The 21681-nt window shown below is 65.2% G+C and carries 15 protein-coding genes; 9 read left to right on the forward strand and 6 right to left on the reverse strand.

Annotation, left to right across the window (positions count from 1 at the left end; translation table 11 throughout):
* Positions 1 to 173 precede the first annotated feature (173 nt).
* Positions 174 to 1115, forward strand: coding sequence for an acyl-ACP desaturase (locus NA5_RS04785; protein ID WP_062982240.1), 942 nt, complete (start codon positions 174 to 176; stop codon positions 1113 to 1115).
* Positions 1116 to 1292: 177 nt separating this feature from the next.
* Here NA5_RS04785 and NA5_RS04790 read toward each other — a convergent pair whose 3' ends face one another.
* Both NA5_RS04790 and NA5_RS04795 read right to left on the reverse strand, forming a co-directional pair.
* Positions 1293 to 1829, reverse strand: coding sequence for a DoxX family protein (locus tag NA5_RS04790; RefSeq protein ID WP_062982242.1), 537 nt, complete (start codon positions 1827 to 1829; stop codon positions 1293 to 1295).
* A gap of 26 nt (positions 1830 to 1855) precedes the next feature.
* Complete coding sequence (locus NA5_RS04795; RefSeq protein ID WP_062982244.1) at positions 1856 to 2620, reverse strand: dioxygenase family protein; 765 nt, start codon at positions 2618 to 2620, stop codon at positions 1856 to 1858.
* Between the two features lie 90 nt (positions 2621 to 2710).
* On the opposite strand from NA5_RS04795, the gene NA5_RS04800 reads away from it, so the two are divergent.
* Together NA5_RS04800 and NA5_RS04805 are read left to right on the forward strand one after the other, a co-directional pair.
* Entirely contained in the window at positions 2711 to 3160 is a 450-nt protein-coding gene (locus NA5_RS04800) for a MarR family winged helix-turn-helix transcriptional regulator (RefSeq protein ID WP_062982431.1), read from the forward strand.
* A 431-nt stretch (positions 3161 to 3591) separates the two neighbouring features.
* A complete protein-coding gene (locus NA5_RS04805) occupies positions 3592 to 4071 on the forward strand; it encodes a hypothetical protein (RefSeq protein WP_062982246.1) in 480 nt (159 codons plus the stop codon).
* 6 nt (positions 4072 to 4077) lie between these two features.
* Here the strand turns inward: NA5_RS04805 and NA5_RS04810 are convergent, their stop codons facing one another.
* A complete protein-coding gene (locus NA5_RS04810; RefSeq protein WP_062982248.1) occupies positions 4078 to 6285 on the reverse strand; it encodes an MMPL family transporter in 2208 nt (735 codons plus the stop codon).
* A 358-nt stretch (positions 6286 to 6643) separates the two neighbouring features.
* Here NA5_RS04810 and NA5_RS04815 point away from each other — a divergent pair, with 358 nt between their 5' ends.
* Both NA5_RS04815 and NA5_RS04820 read left to right on the forward strand, forming a co-directional pair.
* The gene (locus NA5_RS04815; protein ID WP_084483871.1) at positions 6644 to 13078 is read left to right on the forward strand and encodes a type I polyketide synthase; all 6435 of its coding nucleotides are present in this window, start codon (positions 6644 to 6646) and stop codon (positions 13076 to 13078) included.
* A 30-nt stretch (positions 13079 to 13108) separates the two neighbouring features.
* Positions 13109 to 14500 (forward strand): condensation domain-containing protein, encoded by a 1392-nt coding sequence (locus NA5_RS04820; protein WP_062982249.1) that lies wholly within the window; start codon positions 13109 to 13111, stop codon positions 14498 to 14500.
* Here NA5_RS04820 and NA5_RS04825 read toward each other — a convergent pair.
* Both NA5_RS04825 and NA5_RS04830 read right to left on the reverse strand, forming a co-directional pair.
* Positions 14493 to 15176, reverse strand: coding sequence for a hypothetical protein (locus NA5_RS04825; RefSeq protein WP_062982250.1), 684 nt, complete (start codon positions 15174 to 15176; stop codon positions 14493 to 14495). The genes NA5_RS04820 and NA5_RS04825 overlap by 8 nt on opposite strands.
* Before the next feature lie 136 nt (positions 15177 to 15312).
* On the reverse strand, positions 15313 to 16383 hold the full coding sequence (locus NA5_RS04830) for an alpha/beta hydrolase (RefSeq protein WP_245672092.1): 1071 nt from the start codon (positions 16381 to 16383) through the stop codon (positions 15313 to 15315).
* Positions 16384 to 16550: 167 nt separating this feature from the next.
* Between NA5_RS04830 and NA5_RS04835 the strand changes: the two genes are divergently transcribed.
* Both NA5_RS04835 and NA5_RS04840 read left to right on the forward strand, forming a co-directional pair.
* Positions 16551 to 16832: a hypothetical protein gene (locus NA5_RS04835; RefSeq protein ID WP_062982251.1), complete on the forward strand. Its 282-nt coding sequence runs from the start codon at positions 16551 to 16553 to the stop codon at positions 16830 to 16832.
* A gap of 125 nt (positions 16833 to 16957) precedes the next feature.
* Complete coding sequence (locus NA5_RS04840) at positions 16958 to 18076, forward strand: TetR/AcrR family transcriptional regulator (RefSeq protein ID WP_063813202.1); 1119 nt, start codon at positions 16958 to 16960, stop codon at positions 18074 to 18076.
* Here the strand turns inward: NA5_RS04840 and NA5_RS04845 are convergent.
* Positions 18053 to 19180 carry a TetR/AcrR family transcriptional regulator gene (locus tag NA5_RS04845; RefSeq protein ID WP_063813180.1) on the reverse strand — a complete coding sequence of 376 codons (1128 nt, stop codon included), beginning with the start codon at positions 19178 to 19180 and terminating at the stop codon, positions 18053 to 18055. The genes NA5_RS04840 and NA5_RS04845 overlap by 24 nt on opposite strands.
* 116 nt (positions 19181 to 19296) lie before the next feature.
* Here NA5_RS04845 and NA5_RS04850 point away from each other — a divergent pair, with 116 nt between their 5' ends.
* Together NA5_RS04850 and NA5_RS04855 are read left to right on the forward strand one after the other, a co-directional pair.
* Positions 19297 to 20307, forward strand: coding sequence for a polyprenyl synthetase family protein (locus tag NA5_RS04850; RefSeq protein ID WP_218020048.1), 1011 nt, complete (start codon positions 19297 to 19299; stop codon positions 20305 to 20307).
* Entirely contained in the window at positions 20304 to 21680 is a 1377-nt protein-coding gene (locus tag NA5_RS04855) for a cytochrome P450 (RefSeq protein WP_062982257.1), read from the forward strand. The genes NA5_RS04850 and NA5_RS04855 overlap by 4 nt, the downstream gene beginning before the upstream one ends.
* Position 21681 lies beyond the last annotated feature (1 nt).

Consider the following 21681-nt stretch of genomic DNA (forward strand, 5'->3'; position numbering starts at 1 on the left):
GCCGGGCGGCACAGTCCTCGCCAGGGTCGGCCGTTCACTGAAGTGAAGCTGGGCTGATGCGTACTGGGTCCAGCGTGCTCGTTTAGGGTGTGGGGGCGGCTTGGCCGCGTAGTCAGTTATGCGTGAACAGCTCTACGTTCCGTGGTTGGTTCCACCGAATCGAAAGGCGCTGCATGGCAAAGGACTTGACGCAACTCGAACTATTGACGGAACTGGAGCCGGTCGTCGGTGCCAACATCGACCGGCATTTGGCCACCGTCAAGGACTGGTGTCCACACGATTATGTGCCCTGGGACGAGGGGCGCAACTTCGCAGCAATGGGTGGGCAGGATTGGGATCCCGAGCAGTCACGGCTCTCGGAAGTGGCCAAAGTCGCGATGATCACGAATCTGCTCACCGAGGACAATCTGCCTTCCTACCACCGCGTGATCTCCGAGAACTTCACCAATGACGGTGCGTGGGGCACCTGGGTCGGTCGCTGGACCGCTGAGGAAAACCGCCACGCCATCGCCATGCGCGACTATCTCGTATGCACCCGCGCTGTCGATCCCGTCGCTCTGGAGAACGACCGGATGGTGCATTTGACCCGCGGTGTCCACCCGCCGAAGGACTTCGCCGGTGTGCTCGATCAAGTCGCATACGTGACCTTCCAGGAGCTGGCCACCCGAATCAGCCACCGCACCACAGCACGAGTCTGCGACGACCCGATCGCCGATCGCATGTTGCAGCGCATTGCGGCCGACGAGAATCTGCACATGATGTTCTATCGCAACATCACCGGCGCCGCGTTCGACATCGCGCCGGACCAGACGATCGAGTCGGTGACCAAGATCGTGAAAACGTTTTCCATGCCGGGCACCGGAATGCCGAACTGGCGTCGCAATGGGGTTTTGATGGTCAAGCACGGAATCTACGACCTGCGTCAGCACCTCGATGAGGTCGTATTGCCGGTCCTGCGGATCTGGAAAGTCTTCAACCGCACCGACTTCACCGCACGCGGCGAACGCAGCCGCGAAGAACTCGGCGAGTACCTCGAGAAACTCACGCGCGACGTGATGAAGTTCGAAGAACAACGCGCGCGCATCCTCGCCCGCGAGGCGGCGCGCGTCGGGTAGCGCGACCCTGGATGTCACAGTCGCGCATGAACATTCACGCGACTGTGACATCCGCCCCGATGCCGATCAGGTACGGTCGAACACTTCATCGACTACCCCAGCAGTGAACGCATCCCACTCGCCGGGAGTGCAGACCCGCCCGGCAGTCCGCCCGGCGGGTCTACCCGATTGAACGCGTCAGTTGCGGACGATCAGGACCGCACCCGCGACGAGCAGGGCCAGCACAATGGCGGCGATGCCGAAAACGAGGCGGTGGTTGCGCAGGGCCGGGATCATGCGGTCGACGGCGTAGCGGCCCGGGCCGGTGAGGGCGAGCGATGCGGCGGCAAGGGTGAGAAGCAGTTCGTATTCGACGCCCTTCGGAGCGAAGAAGCCGCCGCCCCATTTGACGGCGATCGCGTTGAGCAGGGTTCCGACCAGTGCCGCGGCGGCGAGCGGCGTGAGCAGTCCGATGGCGAGGGCGAGTCCGCCGAGGGTTTCGCTGAGGCCGGCGACCACAGCCATCGCCTTGCCCGACGGGTAGCCGCTCATCGTGAAAAACGCGCCGGTGCCGTCGAGGCCACCGCCGTTGAACCAGCCGAACAGTTTCTGCGCGCCGTGCGCGGCCATGGTGAGTCCCACTGCCAGTCGCAGCACAAGCAGACCGAGGTCGTAAGTGTGAGTGGGCGTTGCGGTTTCGGTGTACGCGGCGGGAGTGGTGATGGTCGCGGTCATGGGGATGCCTTTCGTGATGAGGTGGATCAGCCGAGCTGGATGGAGCGCCGGGCCATGCCCAGCCAGAACCCGTCGATGACGGTGCGTTGGTTGGCGAAATCGTCGGCGCCCGCACCGAGCGCGACGAACAGCGGTGCGAAATGGTCGGTGCGCGGATGCGCGAGATGGGCTGCGGGAGCTTTGTTTTCGAAGTCGAGCAGGGCATCGAGATCGTGGGCGGCCAGGGTTTCGCGGCCCCAGTCGTCGAATTCGGCGGTGAAGTTGTAGACGTGCTCGTCATCGGTGGTGATGGCGCGCAGGTTGTGCGTGAAGAAGCCGCTGCCGACGATCAGCACGCCCTCGGCGCGCAGCGGCGCGAGCCGACGGCCGATGTCCATCAGCCGCCGCGGGTCCAGCGTCGGCATCGACAGCTGCAATACCGGCACATCGGCGTCGGGATACATCTCCTTCAGCGGCACGTAGGCCCCGTGGTCCAGCCCGCGATCGGGCACGTCGACGACACCGCCGCCGAGCAGTTTGCGCACCGCGTCCGCCAGTTCCGGCGCGCCCGGTGCGGCGTATCGCACGTGGTAGTAGCGCTCCGGGAAGCCGCCGAAGTCATAGACCAGCGGCACCGTCGTGGTGGCGCCGAGTGCGATCGGCGCGGCCTCCCAATGCGCGGAAATCATCAAAATCGCGGTGGGACGCGGCAATTCGCGCGACCACGCGGCCAGCTCACCGGGCCACCGCCGGTGATCGGCCAGCGGCGGAGCGCCATGTGAGAGGTAGAGCACCGGCATCTGCCCGGCCATCGCTGTCCTCCATCTAAGTTGTTCAAATTTGAACTCGGAATGACTATAGCCGGTTGTTCAAATTTGAACAACATCGGTAGGATGGCCGCCGTGGCTGACGCGAAATGGCTGAACGAGCGGGAGATGCGCACCTGGCAGGGTTTCCTGGCGGCGGGGGCGCTCGTCGGCCGACGGGTCGAACAGCACCTCAAACAGGAGGGGCTCTCGCACACCCAGTACGAGGTCCTGGTTCGGCTCGCCGCGGCGCCGGAGGGGCGATTGCGGATGACCGAATTGGCCGATGCGCTCTACACCTCGAAAAGCGGCCTGAACTACCAGGTCACTCAGATGGAGAAGGCCGGTCTGGTGCGCCGCGAGGCGTGCCCGACCGATGTCCGCGGGGTGATCGCCAACCTCACCGCGGCCGGGCGCGACCGCCTCGAGCAGATCGCCCCCGGCCACGTCGAGACGGTCCGCCGCGTTCTCATCGATGTGCTGACACCCGAACAACAAGAGGCCATCGCCACCGGCCTCGGCGAGGTCGCCCGACGACTCGGTTAGTGCTCAGCGCTTCGTTTCGTCCCTCGGCGGTGTCACTCGGGTAGCCGAGTTCTCGGTCATCGGCACGTGGACCCTGTGGTGGGGTGGCTGTGCGCAATGGAGCTGGCCACACTGTGGCGACTTGCCAGCAACTGGTACACCGGGCGCATGGAATATGGATATACCAGGCGCGATCCCGCATCCGCCGCAAGCTATTTCGCACGGGTCGGTCTGCGCGGGCAATTCTGGGGTTTGTCCGAGTGAGCCGTGTGCGGGTCCAACCAAAGGAGGACAGCGGCCGCGACCTCGGGGTGATGTCACCGGCACTGGGAACGCCGCACAATCAGGGCCGTAAGAAATCTGTTGGGAAACTCTAAGCCCGAACAGATTTGATAACCAGGTACGGATGTGACGCTGATGGTCGCAGATTTGAGCCGAGAACGGAGAAGATAGTGCCGACGACGTTTCCGAGTTCCGTCACCGAGGCCACATCGGATACGGTGCAGGACTGCCGCCGACGTGGTTGGACGGTCGCGGAAACGACCAACGGCGTCTGCCTGATCACCGATCAGCGGATCTCGGCCATCGAACTCACCGGCGCACTGGCCGCCACCGTGCGCCGGTACCTTCGGGCCAACAATCTGTCCGGTCCGGTGATCGAAATCCCTGGTCCGCAGCGCCGTGAGATTCATCTGGTGGTCGGTGCGGCCAAGGCGGCCATGGCAATCCGCGCACTGCGCGGCCTCGGCGCGATCGTGCACACCGACGGCGCGAGCATCCCGCTCCCGCCGACCCGCCTGTCGGCCGGTTCGGCCTGCTGGGGAATTTCCCCGCGTGAGGCCCGCTGGGTTCCGCCCGTGGTCGCGATCGCCGCCGCGGTGCGGACCGCCGAATCCGGCCGCAAACGGCATGTCACCGATCTGGCGAGCTGAGACGCGTCAGACCGACGTCGGATCCGATTCCGACGGCATCGCGGCCGCGATGTCGGAAGCTGGTTCGCGGACAACCACTTTCCGCTGGATACGCCGTAGCCAGGCCGGTGCCCACCAGCAGGCGTCACCGAGCAGCTTCATGGTCGCGGGGACCAGCAGCATGCGCAGAACGGTGGCATCGATGAACAGCGCGGTGACCATGCCGAGGGCGATGTACTGCATCATCACCAGATCCGACAGCGCGAAGACGCCGGTCACCACAATCAAGATCAGTGCGGCGGCGGAGATGATCCGGCCGGTGCGCGCGACTCCGGTGCGGACCGCCTCGGTCGTGGCAGCACCCACCCGACGTGCCTCGACAATGCGGGCGAGCAGGAACACCTCGTAATCGGTGGACAGACCGTAGATCACCGACACGATCAGCATCAGCACCAGCGACATGATCGGCTGCGGTGTGAAACCCAGCAGACCGGCGCCGTGACCTTCGACGAAGATCCAGGTCAGCACGCCGATGGTGGCTCCGAGGCCGAGCAGGTTCAGCACAGCTACCTTCAGCGGCAACACGATTGAGCCGAAGGTAAGAAAGAGCAGTGCGGAGGTCGCGATGAATACCAACGTAAGCATCAGTGGTAGCCGGTCCAGCAGCGCGTCGATGCTGTCGCGTTGTGCTGCTGGTTCGCCGCCGACGAGCACCGTCGTCCCTCTAGGCAGTTCCATGGAACGCAGATAGTCGATGGTCGCGTCGGCGTCCGCCGAGCTGGCCAGCACGGTCTCGGTGGTGTAGACGAACGGTTGTGCCGGGCGCTGTGTCGGTTTCGGGAACGGGGCGGCCAAGCCGGGGACCTGCTCGGCGCGCGTCACCACCGTCTCGATATCCGGACTGTTATAGGTGATCATGACCAGGTAGATCGGATCGATCCGCCGCAGCGGGAAGATCTCGTCGAAGTGCTGCTGCGCCGATCGCGTCGGGTGATCCGGCGGTAGAAAGCGCTCGGTGATGCCACCGAATGCCACCTGCCGCACGGGCGCGATCAGCAGCAGCAGTCCCGCGCAGAGCGGGATCGCAACGGCGAGTGGTCTTTTCATCACACCCGCGGCGACGCGGCCCCAGAAATTGTCCGATACCTCGGCAGCTGATCCGGTCTTGTGGAACCAGTCGAATCCGAGCAGGTCCACCCGGTGGCCGAGAACAGCGAGCAGCGCGGGCAATAAGGTGACGGACGTCAGCGCGGCCAGTGCGATGGTGACGATCGCACCATAGGCAAACGATCTCAGAAATCCCTGCGGGAACAGCAAGATGCCGCCCGCCGCGGCCACCACGATCGTCGCGGAGAACACGACCGTGCGTCCCGCGGTCGACACCGACCGCCGGACAGCCACCGGCACCTCGTGGCCGTCGGCGAGCTCGTCGCGGAATCGGCTCACGATGAACAGTCCGTAGTCGATGGCCAGACCGAGCCCGATCATCGAAACAACCGGGGAGACAAAGGAGTTCACCTCGGTGACGGTGGTGATGGCGCGGATCATCCCCCAGGCCGCGAGCACGGTGAGCCCGCCGACGATCAGCGGGAGCGCGGCGGCGACGACCCCACCGAAGAGGAAGAACAGCAATACCGCGACGGCGGGGATGGCGAACAGCTCCATCCGCGCCTGATCGTGCACCATCGTGTCATTCAGCGCACCGGCGACCGGCTGTCCACCGGCGACCTCCATATCGATCCCTGGTACGTCGAACCCGTCCGCGACCTTGCGGAAGTTGCGCATCAACTCGGTCTCGTCATTGCCTTTGACGGCAATGGAGGCGAATGCGTGCTTGCGGTCCGCGGAGCCGAACAGATCAGGTACCGCCACACCGGTTTCGGTGGGCCAGTACGTTCCGTTGATCTTGGCGATTTCATCAGGGAAGCGCCGTGGCAGCTCGTTCAGGCTGTCGACGATCACGCTGGCGAATGCCGGATCGTCGATGGTCGAATCCGCGGGCGCGTGGTACAGCAGGATGACATCACCGCTGTGATCGCGCCCGAATACCTCGTCGCGCAATCGCGCTGCCTGTGCGGATTCCGAGTTCGGATCGTCCCATCCGCTGGAACTCAGATCGTCGCCGAGCCCGAGACCATACGCGCCCAACCCCAGCATCGCGACCACAATCACGCCGATCACGGTGAATCGTCGCCGAACAATGATATCTGCCCACTGCGTGAAATCGGCGAACAATCGCCGCCTCCTAATGCGTGCGTGAATAAACGGCCGGGACGACCAGCTGGATCGTAACAATGTCGCCGTCGGCCACACAGGTATCGGCCCGGATTCCGACAGCACACAATAAATCGGGTACTCCGATTGTGAGCTGGTCCGACTAGCGCGCGAAATCTCAGGTGGCACAAGGTTCTTCGGCTAAGGCGTTGGGTTAGTTCACAGTCTAAGGGCCGCGATTTGACGTGATCTACAGAATGTCGCGGGCGCCCATCGCCACCTCGATAGACTCGGGCCCGGTTTGTCCACTGTGTTGGACTTCTTTATGCATATCGCCCTATTCGCGCGGCGACGAGTAGCCGTATTCGGGAGGAACTGCGTGTCGGATATCGCTATTGTTGGTATCGGCTGTCGATATGCGGGCGGAATCGATTCGCCCGATACATTCTGGAAATTCGTGGTCGATAAACGCGACGGTGTCATCGAGATTCCACGGGACCGGTGGGACTACCGCCGGTACTACGATCCGGATCCGCGTACCCCTGGCCGCAGTTACACCAAGCACGGCGCCTTCATGACGATCGATCCATGGGAGTTCGACCCGGACTTCTTCGGCATTTCGCCGCGTGAGGCGACAGTGCTTGATCCACAGCAGCGTCTGATGCTGGAGGTGACCTGGGAGGCACTCGACGATGCCGGGATGGCGGGCCGGGCAGCGGGTGCGGCGGTCGGCGTCTACGTCGGCGGGTTCGTGGTGGACCAGTCGGTGATCGGCGTGGTGGGTCCGGCGCTGTTCCACACCGATATGCACACACCGGCCAGCGCGTCCTACACCATGCTGTCCAATCGAATCGCGTACGCGCTCAACCTGACCGGGCCCGCCTTGACCGTCGATACGGCGTGCTCATCGTCGCTGGTCGCCTTCCATCTGGCCTGCCAAGCGCTCGACAACGATGACTGCGCGGTGGCATTGGCCGGTGGTGTGAATGTGATGCTGCAGCCGGAGACATTCGTGCTGATGTGCAAGGGCAGCTTCCTGGCCGCCGACGGCCGCTGCAAATCCTTCGACGCCGCCGCCGACGGCTACGGCCGCGGCGAGGGCGCGGGCATGGTGGTGCTGAAGAAGCTCGACGATGCGGTGCGCGACGGTGACCGCATCTACGCGGTGGTCAAGGCCACAGGGTCCAATCAGGACGGCCGCACGACGGCCATCACCGTACCCAACGCCGATTCCCAAGAGGCACTGGCACGTTCGGTGCGCACGCGCGCCGGTCTGTCCCCGGACGACATCACCTACGTGGAGGCGCACGGAACCGGAACGCTGGTCGGCGACCCGGTCGAGTTGCGTGCACTTGGACACGCCTTCGGCGCTCCGGCGGGACGTTCGAGCATCCTCGGCGTCGGTTCGGTCAAGGCGACACTCGGTCATACCGAGGCCGCCGCCGGAGTCGCGAGTGTGATCAAGGCCGCGTTGGCGATTCGGCATCGCACGATTCCGCCACAGGGCTGGCTGGACAAGGCCAATCCGGATATCCCGTTCGACGAATTGGGCTTGCGCGTGCAAGTGGACGCCGAAACGCTGCCGCCGGATTCCGCTCCGATGACGATCGCGGTCAACGGTTTCGGCTATGGCGGAACCAACGCCCACGCGATTCTGCAGGAGTACCGTGCGCAACCGGTGACACCGACCGCCGCGCCCGGACACCATCCGGGCATCCTGCCCATTTCGGCCCGCAGCACCGGAGCCGCCCGAGCCATCGCCGGGCGTTTCGCCGACATGATCAGCGCGGGTGCCGATCCGGACCACCTTGCCGAAGCGGCGTGGACGCGACTGGCCCACCATCAGTACCGCACCGGCGTGCTCGTCGGCGCGACCGATGACCTGGTCAGGGATCTGCGGCAGTTCGCGGCGGGCGAGGGCCGCGACGCGGTGCGCACCGTGGTGTCCCGAAATGACGAGCCGGTATTCGTATTCTCCGGCATGGGCCCGCAGTGGTGGGGTATGGCACGCGAATTGCTTTCCGCCGATGGCATATTCGCCGAGACCGCGCAACGGATCGATGCGGAGTTCCGAGCGGTCTCGGGCTGGTCCGTTATCGAGGAGCTGGTGCGGCCCGAGCAAGAGTCGCGTGTGACCAGCACCGAGGTGGCGCAACCGGCCAACTTCCTGGTGCAGGTCGCATTGGTGGCCGAGCTCGCGCGGTTCGGGATTTCGCCCGCCGCCGTGGTCGGTCACAGTGTGGGCGAGGTGTCGGCGGCGTATGTGAGCGGGATGCTGACACTGCCGGAGGCGGTACGGGTGGCTTATCACCGAGCCCGATTGCAGGCGAGCACCGCCGGATCGGGCGGCATGCTGGCGGTCGGGCTCACGCCGGACCGGGCCCGCGAACTGGTCGGTGACGATCCGCGGGTGGATATCGCGGCGATCAACAGCGGAAACTCTCTCACCCTGTCCGGTGATGTCGACCGTTTGGACGAGATCGCCGAAAAGCTCACCGAGGACGGGGCTTTCGCGCGACGGCTGCGGGTGGAAGTGCCGTATCACAGCCGGTTGATGGATCCGATCCTGGATGAGCTGCGCGCCGAACTCGCGGATCTGTCGCCGCGTCCGCCGCGCGTACCACTGTATTCGACCGTGACCGGCGATCTCGTCACCGATGCCGACTGGGATGCCGAGTACTGGTGCGCGAATGTCCGTCAGCCGGTGCGGTTCTTCGATGCCATCACCAAGGTGATCGCCGCGGGCAGTCGGGTATTCCTGGAGGTCGGGCCGCATCCGGTGCTGTCGGGCAATATTCGCGAGGCCCTGCTCGACGCTGACGTGCACGGCACCACGGTGGCAACACTCGACCGAAAGCAGCCGGACTCGGCGAGCATTCGACGCACCCTGATCGGCCTCTACGGTGCCGGTGTGCTGAACCAGGAGGTGCTGTTCCCCGCCGACCGTCCCGCCACCGCACACCTGCCGCTCCCCCGCTACCCCTGGCAGCGGACTCGATTGCATTCGACGCTACCGCTTTTCGAACAGGCCAGGCTCGGAACACCGGACACCTACGCAATGCTCGGCGACCCTGATGTCGAAGGCCGATCGGACTGGCTGTTGCAGGTCGGTTCCGAATTGCTGCCCTGGTTGGCCCATCATGTGGTCAACGGGGTGCGGATCATGCCGGGCGCGGCATATCTGGATGCCGCGCTCAGTGCGACGGCGACGCGGCTGGGTATCAAACGAGTTGCGCTGGAACAGGTTCGGTTCGTCGCGCCGCTGATCATGGGCGCACCGGACGTGCCGCTCATGGCGTTGAGCGTCGAGGAGTCGAGCGGCAGGTTCCTGATCAGATCGCGCAATGCCACCGGGACGGCGTGGACCGTGCACTCGTTCGGCCGGACGCTGACCGGCAGCCACGCGCCGATGAAAGCGACCGTGCCCACCATCGATGTCGGTATCGATATCGATCCGGCGATGTTCTACTCCGGTTTGGCGGCGGCGGGCTTGCAGTACGGCCCAGCCTTCCAGCGGGTGACATCGGTGCGGGTCGGCGAGGATACAGTGGTGGCGACGGTCGACGGCACGATCGCCGCGGACTCCGGACATCTCGCGCATCCGGCGGTGGTCGATGCCGCGATGCAGACCGCGGCGCTGCTGTTCGCCGACGAGCGGATCAAGGAGGGCATCCTGGTGCCCGTCGGCGTGGCGGCGGTCCGATTGCTCGCGCCGATTCCCGACCGGATCACCGTGGTCGCGCGCCGCGATCCGCGGGCGCGGCTGCGCGCCGATGTGGACCTGCTCGACGCCGAGGAGAATCTGGTGCTGCGGTTGACCGGACTGCAGATCGGGGCGCTGAAACCGGGCGACGATCCGCTGCACCGCATGGCCGATTTCTTCTACGCCGACACCATGGAACAGCGCGATCCCATCGATCCGGCCGCATTGGGCGATACCGGTCCGGTCGCCACCGTGGTTATCGCGCTCGGAAAGAGTGGCCGCGCTGAGCAATTGGCCGAAGCGATCCCGGAATCGCGGCTGTTCGTCGCCAATCCGGCCGGGCCGGAACTGGCGACGGAACTGGTCACGCACCTGCTGGCCGCGCGGACGCAGGACGTGCGGCGACTGCACGTCTGCGTCGTCGTCGGCACCGTCGAGGACGATCTGGCAGACTTGTGGACGCTGAAGCGGATCGCCGTCGCCGTGCACGAATTCGCCAACCCGCCGTCCGCCGACGGCACGCCGCAGACGGTCTTCGGCGACGGCTCGGCCCACGTCACCCTGGTGACCGAGCGCGCATTCACCCTGCCGGGCAGTGCGATCGCGCCGGATTCCCGGCAGGCCGCACTGGCCGGGGCGCGGCGAGTGCTGTTGAACGAGCAGACGCCGCTGCGGTGGCGGCTCATCGACGTCGAGCCCGATACCAGCATTGCCGAACTGCTCGCGGAATTGGCGGTGCCCGGGGCGTTTTCGTACGACAACTCCGATGAGGTGCTGCTTCGCGACGGCAAGCGCTGGGTGCCCGTGGTGACCAAACCGCTGCCCGAGCGTCTCGAGGCACTGGATACGTCGGAGCCGCTGACCGACCCGGAGGCCAATTTCGAGCTGGAACTCCCCCGAACCCGGCTGCTGTCGGCGCTGGCCTGGCGGCAGTGCCCGCGCCCGGAACCGGGTCCCGATCAGGTCGAGGTCCGCATGCAGGTCATCGGGCTGAATTACAAGGATCCGCTCAAGGTCATCGGGCTGCTCGGCGAAAGAGAATTGGCACCAACGTATTTCGGCACTGTACCGGGTATGGAGGGTGTCGGCACCGTGGTGCGGGTCGGTGCCGAGGTCGAGGGCGTCGCCGTGGGCGACCTGGTCGCGGTCGCGGCCAAGGGCATGATGCGGCGCTTCGCCATTGTCGATCGGCAGCTGGCCATCCCGCTGCCGCCCGATGCCGATCCGGCATACTGCACCAGCACAATCGCTTTCGGTACCGCCGAATACGCACTACTGGATCTGGCCCGATTGGAGCCGGGTGAGACGGTGCTGATCCACGGTGCGGCCGGTGGCGTCGGCACGGCGGCCATTCAGGTCGCCAAGGCGCTGGGCGCGCGGATCATCGGGACGGCGAGTTCCGATGAGCGCCGGGCACATATCCTCGCCCTGGGCGCCGATCACGCGATCAATTCACGCTCGCTCGACTTCGTCGACGATGTATTGGCCCTGACCGACGGCAAGGGCGCCGAGGTCGTGCTCAGCAGCGCGCCCGGGGAGATCCTGCGCCAGAACTTCAATGCCGTCGCCGAATTCGGGCGCATCGTCGAGGTCGGCAAGGCCGATATCTACACCGGCGGGCTGCTGGAGCTGGCCAATTTCGACAAGAACGTGGCCTATTACTCGATGGACCTGGACCGGCTGGTGGCGGTCCGTCCGCAGCGGCTGGCAAAACTGCTCGAGCGGGTGTACGAGAAGGTCCTCGCGGAGATCTACCGGCCGCTGCCGTACCAGATGTTCGAGACCGAGGAGGTGGGCAAGGCCTTCGAGGAGACCATACGATCGACCCGGCTCGCCCGGATCGCACTGCGCATGGATTCTCCGGAGCCGCCGGTCCGGCCGTACCTGCCCGAGATCGAGATCCATTCCGAAGCAACCTATCTCGTCACGGGTGGCTTCGGCGGATTCGGGATGGCGACCGGCCGCTGGCTGGTACTGCGCGGCGCCCGCAGACTGGTACTGCTCGGCCGCGGCGGTGCGAGCAGCGAGGAGGCGCGCCGACAGCTCGAGGCCTGGCGCACGGTCGGCATCGAGGTGATCGAGGAACTGGTCGATGTCACCGCCGCCGATGCGGTCGCCGATGTCGTGGCCCGCGCCCACAGCGCCGAGCACCCGCTGCGCGGCATCTTCCACGCGGCCGGATCGGTGGCCGACAACCGACTCGACCAGATGGAATACGAACAATTGGCCAAGGTGTACCTGCCGAAGGTGCACGGTGCGCGCGCACTGCATCGCGCGGTCACCGATGCCGGTATCCAGCTGGATATGTTCGTGCTCTATTCCTCCGGCGGCTCGATGTACGGAATCTACGGCCAGTACAACTATTGCGCGGCCAATGTCGCGGTCGAGGCGCTGGCCGAAGAATGGTCCAGAGCGGGCGAGCGGGCGCTGTGCGTCGGATGGGGCCACCTGTCGGGAGCGACCGGTGGGATGGCCGCCGACGAAACGGCCGTCAAATACCTCGACCTGGTCGGCTTCGGACCGATCGATATGGCCGATGCCACCGCCTATTTGGAGCAGACACTGCGCCTGGGCGAAACGCGGGCGGCGATCATCCCCACCGACTGGGCCAAGCTCACCGGCACCTTCCCGCAGCTGACCCGCACCGGCCGGACCATCGAACTGGCCAAGGCCTCCGCCAAGGACACCTCCGAACTGGCGCGGCTGCGGTCCGAACTGGTCGAGATGGACGAAAGCAAGCGCGGACCGTTCATCGCCCGCAAGATGGCCGAGGAACTCGCCGTCGTCATGGGCGTGCCGGTGGATTCGATCGATATGACGGTGCCGGTGCCCGAGCTCGGGCTGGATTCGCTGATGGCGGTCGAATTGGGCGCGCGCGTCACCAAAACCCTCGGCATCGACCTCATGTCGATGCAGATGGGTCGATCGTTCAGCCTGGAACAGGCCGGTCCGAAGGTTGCCGAATTGATTCTGGCCGCCGAACCCGGTCAGTCACAACCGATTTCGGACCCGGTAGTCACGACGGCCGCGACCAATGGGTCGGCACACAACACCGGGAACGGGTCGACACCGAAAGGCGCCGTGACACCGATCGCCGTACCGCAGCACTGACCGCCCTCATCGACGAATCGAGGTATCGCCGTGGTCGATTTCGGCCTTATCGACGAATGGAACCCGGCCCCGGGGCGGCTGATCACCTGGGTTGCCGCACCGGAATCGGTGGCTCGGGCCGCCAAGGCACGCGTACATCCCGCACCACCGTCCCATCAACAGGAACAGTATCTGCGCCTCGCAGATCGGCACGCCGCCGCCGACTTCCGGTACTCCGGCCTGTGTCTGGTCACGGCCGAGATACCGACCGGCGATCTCGGCCTGGATGCGATGACCCGCGTCATCAATGCATTCCTCTTGCGCCACGACACCTTTCGGACCTGGTTCGCCATCGATTCCGGTGGCACGGTCCGGCGACACCTCGTCGCACCGGATGTGGTCGATTTCGTTCCGATCGATTACGGCCGTCTCGATGACGCCGAAGCCATCCGTGAGCATGTGCAGAAGACCACTCCCGGCCCGTTCCAATGGGATTGCTTCACCGTCGGCGCGATCGAGCACGGTGAATCGACCACGGTCTACCTGGCGGTCGACCATCTGCACACCGACGGGCTCGGACAATACCTGTCCTGCTTCGACCTTGCCCACCTCTACGCCCAGCAGATCTGGTCGGACGTCGAGGACTTGCCCCCGGCGGCGAGCTATCTCGACTACTGCGCCACCGAACGCGAGTACACCGGCGCGATGACCCTCGCCTCGCACGGCGTCCGCAAATGGCTGGAACTGATCCGCGGCAATGACGGCGAATTGCCCTCGTTCCCTTTGGATCTCGGTAAGCGCACCGATGGTTACAACCGCAGTGCCCATCGCAGCATTACCTTGATGGACGAGGACGACGCACGTCGATTCGAAAAGGTCTGTCGTGACAACGATGCCGAATTCGTCGGTGGTGTCTTCGCTGCGGCGGCGCTTGCCGAGCGCGAACTCGTCGACAGCGACTACTACTTCGGCATGACACCGATCAGCACCCGCACATCTGCGGCGGAACGTGCCTCGGTCGGCTGGTATGTATCCCTCGTCCCGGTGGCCTTCCCGATCGGCACCACCAGCTTCGCTCGCGCCGTGACGATCGCACAACGGGCCTATGAGAACGGTATTCGACTGGCCCCCACGTCATTCCACCGTGTGCTGGAATTACTGCCCGCCGATACCGATATCAAGGCCGGGCCGGGTTGGTCGACGCCGATGATCTCGTATGTGGACGCGCGCGACTTTATCGGACACGAGTTCTTCGGCGAGGTGCGCGGGGGCGTGTATGCCAATCGCGCGGCCTCCGAGGAGGTTCTGGTGTGGGTCAACCGACTGCCGCAGGGGACATCGTTGAGTGTCATCTATCCCGATACACCGGTGGCGCACCAATCCGTAAATCGCTATGTGTCGGCGATGCGGGCGGTGTTCATGTCGGTCGTCGGAACTACGTGACCAATTCCATCAGCCCTCGCGGATCGGAAGGCATGACCTCGGTCGGGAAGCTGAATCGCACCAGCCGATGTGGCGGTGCCACGTCGAAGTGCGCGACGGATGACGGTATGAGACCGCCGATCACCTTGTCCAAGAAGCTGTTCATATGCGCGAAGCCGGGCCGCAGGTGGACCGGCCAGCTGCTCAGGCGTCCGGCGGGCACCTCGACGGTCGCCTGCCTAGCCACCCGTGCCGTCAGCGGCCAATGCACCGAGAAGGCCAGCCACATATCCAGCGATTCCACCGCGCCCTCGGTGAAATCAAGGCCGCGCAGCAGTGTCAGACCGCCGATGAGCGGCATGACATTCGATGGGAAAGGCGCTACGCCGCTGCCGAACTGGAGGTGGGTGGTGTCGACGAAATGCGCCTCCTCGCGCGAGACGACCATATCGCCGGAACGTGTTTCGGCGCGATAGTCGTGCGCGCGCAGCCAGCCGTCGACCCGCTGGAAGCGCTGTTCGATCCGGATCGTCGGATCCCCGTCACCCGGGCGCATTTCGACGGTCGAGCGATAACCGTCGTCCTCGTGCGCCACCACACTGGTCACCTCGAATCGGTGTGGCTGATCCGCGATGCCGACGGTGTACACGGATTTCTCACCGTCCGGAATACCGGGATCACGGAACGCAGTGCGCACAAGTCCTCCGATCGGCGACGATATGGATGATATTCAAATCGCTTGCGGCAGTGGGGAACCAGCGAAATCGTCATGCCTGCGACTATTCACAAAATGTCCACATTTCAGACAGTGTTCCGCACACAATGTTGCTCGTTCATCGTCCGAGCGCCGCACTCAGTAGGGGCCACGAATTGTGCAGATCCTCCTGCCAATACCCCCAGGAATGCGTGCCGGTGCGCCGGAAATCGAAGGTGGCCGGAATATCCAACTCGCGGAACCGATCGCGCAGTTGTTCGGTGCACCTTGCGGTGATGGCATCCAACACACCACCGATGAACAGTTGGTCCAGGAGTTTCACCGGATTCGCATTGATTCCCGGTCCGTCCAGCGTATCGAGCGGTCCCGGTTGCCCGGTGCCGGTGGATACGTAGATCGTCGTACCGCGCAGCTGGTCGGCATGCAGATAGGGATCGTTGGCGGCCCACGCCGGATCTGTCGGCGGACCCCACATATTCAGCGGATTGCCGCGACGTCCGGTCACAATGGCATTCACCATCGCCTGGCCCGTCGGGTCACTGGTGCGCACACAACCGCTGTAGGAACCGATGGCACGGTAGAGTCCCGGTGCGGCGATGGCGAGTCGGAATACCGCCGAACTCGCCATCGAAAGGCCCGCAATCGCATTGGCCCCGGTACCGCGAAAAGCCGAGTCGACAATCGATGGCAGTTCCGCGGTGAGAAAGGTCGTCCAGCGCTGCCTGCCGATCACCGGATCGTCGGCCCGCCAATCCGCGAAGAAGGTGCCGCCACCCCCGACCGGCATCACCGCCGTGACCTGCTTATCGGCGAAGAATCGCTCGACATCGGTCTTGGTGAGCCAATTGCTGCCATCACTCCAGACCCCGGTATCGGTGCCGCCGTCGACACCGTTGAGCAGATACAAGGTCGGTGCGGGTTGCGAATCGTGCACCGCCGGAAGGACTTCGACAGGCACGGTGCGACCCATCGCCTCGGAATATACGGCCAGATCGAGCACCCGTCCCGGTCCTTGCGCCGCGGTGAGCAGTCGCGACCCATTGGGTGCCGGTCGCGCCGCGGCCAGCGCCCGCACCCGTATCGGCGCATCCGAGTCCGATGCGGAATCCGCGAGCGCGATACCGCTGGCACACGCGAGGGCCGCGGCCGTGCACAGCGCGGCCGAACGTCGACGACACCAGAGCTTCACCCGACACCTCCGACCAGTCAACGGCATACTCCGGCCGAACATAAGCCGGGATCGCGCCGCGGCGGAACCGCTCGGCCGGAATTTGGATGATCTAGTCAGCCGCCGCCGAACCCCCTGGTACTCGCCACAAATGCCGTATCGCTGGGGGTTCGGTCGAACGTAGTCGAATGGTGGTCATCCACGCCGGATTCGACCGCCATATCACTACGCTCGGCGAGCTGCCGGGGGCGGATAACGCAGCATGCAATCTGGAGGCGGCTCTAGAAGCTGTCCGAATCCACCAGTGCGCGTATGCGTTCAGGGAGCAGCGGATCCACTTTGCAGGCACCGATGCCCGGTGCCGTCTGACCATCCCCTCCACGGTCAGACGGCGGCAACTGACGCGCGAGGACATCGGCAGTCGAGATGTTGTTACCATTTGGATGATAGACGCATCCGAATATGCATGACAACGCCGAAGGCAGCACGATCGCGCGCCACCAGCTACATCTCGGCCATTCGTAGCGCCGCGCGTGATCATCGAACCGGTACGCTGCGCGGTGCCGCAGGAAGCAAGGGAACAGCGAAGGGACCGATGGTTCGTCTGACGAGGGCACAGCAGCAGGACGCCACCCGCAGAAAGGTGTTGGCCGCGGCCAAGTCCGAGTTCGCACAGCGCGGATTCCGCGGCGCGACGGTCGACGGTATCGCCGAGCGCGCGGACATGACGCGTGGTGCGGTCTATTCCAATTTTCCGGGCAAACGGGCGCTATATCTCGCGGTGCTCGCACACGAAGCCGAACAAGCTCCCGCACCCGCCGGCCACCCGAAGGCCGATACACCAGCCGCCGCGCTCGGCGCGTTCGCCAGCACCTGGCTCGAGCAGTTGCCGCAGTCGAGCCAGTACGAGTACAGCGAGGACGAGCAGTTCACCTCACCCGCGCTGAGTGTCGACTTCGTACCCGAAGTCCTGATGAGCGAACAGATCCGGCGACCTTTCGCACAGCTGCTCGCGCTCGACGCGCTGCTGCTCGCCGTATCACTGCGGGCAATCAGCCAACCGACGTCGGCGCCGCTGGAAAGTTTCATCGCCAGTGCCGAATCGGTGCTGACCATCCTGTACGGAACAACCCAGCTGTCCTACGTCGCGCCCGAATTCACCGATCCGGCACGGGCAATCGCATTGTGCGAACAGGTGGCGCTGCTCGGCGGCGTGAAGACGCCGAGCCCGCCCGCCCCCGCCGACGCGCGCGTCACTCGGGTCGACGAGCCTTGGGAGCCACCGAGCTGCATCGATCGCGTGCGGGCCGACTCGGCACGGCTCGACGGCGACGGCCTGGTCGCCGTCGTCGGCATGCACCGGATCGCCACCATCGAAGCGGCGCTGTCGATCTGGCCCGAACACGCCGATATCACGCTGGCGCTGGTGAGCGATCGTCCCGCGGAACTCGCACCGCTGGCGCGGCTGGCGATCGCGGATATCTGCCGGTCATTGCGCCATGCGTTCCCGGCGGCGGCGCTACCTCGGCTACAGGTGATCGTCGATGATGGCGCAATGCTCGCTGCCGCATGCGGATTCGATCGGGTCGACGACAGTTCCGAGTTCGCGATCATCGTCGAGAACGGCCGCATCACGACGCGGGCCGAAGGGCGCGGCGCAGGCAAGGCCGCGGCAACCGCACACACGAATTCATCGGCTGCGGACCGAACGTGAGTCTTCCAGGGTGCCGAGCGATCTAGCCAGCGCCTGACAGGCGCCCGTCCCGGTCGCCCGCGCTACCACCCGGTCGCCGTCGACGAAGACCGCACTCTCGGTATCGTCGTCGACCCGATCAATCCCGCACGCCCGTGCGAGTTTGCCGGATTCGTCGAGCACCACCTGCATGCCGGGAACAGCGGGGCACGGAAACGCGGCGCGCAGCGACCGGCTGATATCGCTGACCGCCAGCCGAGCCAGCTGCGCCACCTCCGTCCCGTCGTCGGTGGCCATCGCGATCGTGGTGCGACCTCCGCTGGGCCGCTCACGCAGGATATCCGCGACGGCCCCGAGCTTGTTCATCCCGAGTACGGCAACAACGTTCGCGCCGGAAAGGTCGGCGGCGGCCGTATGGACGAGGTCGCGGCACGGTGGCGGCATCCACGGTTCATCGACGCCCGCCACCGCGACGGTGTCGGTGGTCGCCCGCGTGGTGTCGTCGATCCGGTGGTGCACCATCTGCTCACATGCGGCGATCACTTTCGCTCGGTCCACGAATTCCGGTGCGACGAAGGACAATTGGGTCGCACCGTAGAGCAGGGTGATCACCGATTCGGCGATGCCGAGCCAACGGCCGGGCAGTACCGATCCACCGCCGCCGTCGAGACCCGCCAGCGCCAAGCCGAGCAGGATCGCGTCCAGTTTGATCAGCTGCACGAACGAGCCGCGCAGACTCTCGTTGACAACGAGTTCCGGGATCAGGTCGTGCGCCAGCATCGGTGAGCGCAGCTGCGAGACGCCGCCTACCGGGAGGTTTGCCGAACCGGGGAGCCGGTCGACCCAGGTCCGGGCGAATCGGCCGACGGCAACCACCGGGGTGCGCGCCGGGCCACCATCCAGCAGCTCCGGCGCCCGCTCGGCTTCCGCGGCAAGTACGGCCAGGTACAACGCCCGCTTACCAGCGAAGTTGGAGTAGACCGCGCCGCGGGTGAGGTCCGCGCGCTCGGCGATGTCATCCACCGTCGCCCCGCGAAAACCGCGTTCGGCGAATTCGGCCTTGGCAGCCGCTAGGACCCGGTCGCGATTGCGTTGCTGCAATGCGGCTCTGCTCTGACGACTCATCGGTTCTCCACCAACCGTTCTGTTCGTTTACAGATGCGCATACCATCCAAATGTTGATACCATCTCAATGCTACGTGCGACTGAGTACGAGCGATGCGGGCATTGAAGGACGGGTAGTGGGCATCACCAGGTACGAATCCGGGTCGCGAACCGCGGCCGCGGTGCTCGATGAGGCGAGGCGTCTGGTCGAGCCCGCATATCGCTCCTCCCTGGACCGCATTGCCCCACCGATCAGAATGATCGTCGGCTACCACGCCGGTTGGTTGGACGCCACGGCACGGCCGTGTAAACAGGTCGGCAAATCGATCCGTCCGGCACTGGTACTCGCATCCGCCAAGGCCGTGGCCGCGGCGGAGCCACCGCAGGGTGTCACCGAGGCCGTCGCGGTCGAACTCGTGCACGATTTCTCATTGCTGCAGGATGAACTGCTGGACGGCGACGAGCAGCGACGCAACCGCCGAGCGGCCTGGTCGGTCTTCGGCGAACGCGGCGCCCAGCTCGCGGGAGACGCACTACTGGCCATGGCGATCAACGAGATGGTCGGCCGCCCCGGCATCACGCTGCTGTCGAAAGCCCTCGACGCCCTATGCAACGAGCAGCCTGCCGATATCGACTCCGAACACCGCGAGAGCGTCGACGAATCGCTCGCCATGATCGAGTCGAAAACCGCGGCCCTGTTGTCCTGTGCCTGCGAGATGGGGGCGATCGCCGGTGGCGCCGACCCGGACCAAGCCAGAGCACTCGCCGAATTCGGACACCATCTCGGCATCGCATTCCAATTGATCGATGACATGCTCGGCATCTGGGGCAACCCCACCATGACCGGGAAGCCGCTCTACCCCGACCTCGCCAATCGCAGGAAATCCCCGCCGATCGCGCGCGCCTTGGATTCGGCCGGGCCCACCGCGGACGCGCTGCGCGAGTTGTATCGGGATGTCGGACGAGATTCCGAAACGCTGCACCGGATCGCCTGCCTTATCGAACTCACCGGAGCACGCGAGTGGGCCGAACGGGAAGCCCGGCGACAGCTCGATGCCGCGCTGGACTGCCTGAGGGAAGTATCCGCCGACGATGCCACCGAGGACCTTCGACTACTCGCCGCGATGATGACCAGCAGGTCCGCATGAAGAACTCGATCGATGCGATCCCGCTAGCTCCGAACACTGTCCCGCTTCTCGGCCACGGCCTCCGTTTTCTCACCGACCCGATCGGATTTCTGTCCGAACTCCCCGCGCACGGCCGCCTGAGCCGGGTCCAACTGGGTCCGCTGCCGGTCGTGGTGGTCTGCGATCCCGAGTTGGCCCGGGTGGTACTGCTCGACGACCGCACTTTCGACCGCGGCGGACCGCTCTATGATCGCTCCCGCGAGGTCGCCGGTGACGGTATCGGCAGCTGCCCGCACAGCAGGCACCGCCGACAGCGTCGCCTGTGCCAGCCCGCGTTCCAGCCGGGGCGTATACCCGGATACTCCGAGGCGATGGTCGACTCGATCGAAGACGTGATCGGCTCCTGGCAGGACGGACAGCACATCCAGCTCGGCGCGGAAATGTCGAAACTCACTGTCCGCGTGGCGGTTCGGACGATGTTCTCCTCATCGTTCCCGGAGAACTCGGTACAGCAGGTCGCAGACGATTTCGCGACCATCGCCGGAAGCATATTCCGGAGGATGGTGTTGCCACCGGTCATAAATCGACTGCCAACACCGGCGAACCGGCGCTATTACCAGGCTCGCAACCGGCTGCGTGCGGTGGCCGCCGAACTCATCGAACAGCGGCGGGCCGACACTCGCGACCACGGTGATCTGCTGTCGTCGCTGATGCGCGCCCGCGATCCGGACTCCACCGGCGCGCAGGTCGCGATGAGCGACGAGGAACTGATCGACCAGGTATTCACCTTTCTGTTCGCGGGTGCGGAAACCACGGCGAGCACATTGACGTGGGCGCTGTATCTGCTCGGACGAAATCCGCAGCTACTACAGCAGGTTCAGCAAGAGGTGGATACCGTGCTGAGCGATGGCACCGCCCGCTACCAGGACCTGGCGAATCTGCCGGTCGTCAATCGAGTGGTCACCGAAGCACTGCGGTTGTATCCGGCCGGATGGTTGCTGACCCGGGTGGTTTCGGCGGATACCACCCTCGACGGCGTTGCGCTCGCGGCGGGCACGACCGTCGCGGTGAGTCCGCATGTCATCCATCGGCGCGATGAAATCTACGAGCGGGCAGACGAATTCGTGCCCGATCGGTGGATCGGCGTGGAGCCGGACCGCACGCGGTTCATATCCTTCGGCGCCGGTGCGCGCCGCTGTATCGGTGACCAATTCGGGCTCGTCGAGGCCAGTTTGGCGCTGGCGACGATCGCGGCGCGCTGGCGCGTCGCTCCAGTGTCGACGCGGCCCGTATCCGTCTCGCTCGCACAGCTGCCCGCACCGACCAAACTCGGTATGCGGGTGTGGCGTCGAAATCCGGTGGCCGTCAACGCGTCCGCATCGGAGCCGGGGTAGG

Origin of the sequence: Nocardia anaemiae NBRC 100462 (assembly GCF_001612725.1) — a bacterium.
Classification (GTDB): domain Bacteria; phylum Actinomycetota; class Actinomycetes; order Mycobacteriales; family Mycobacteriaceae; genus Nocardia; species Nocardia anaemiae.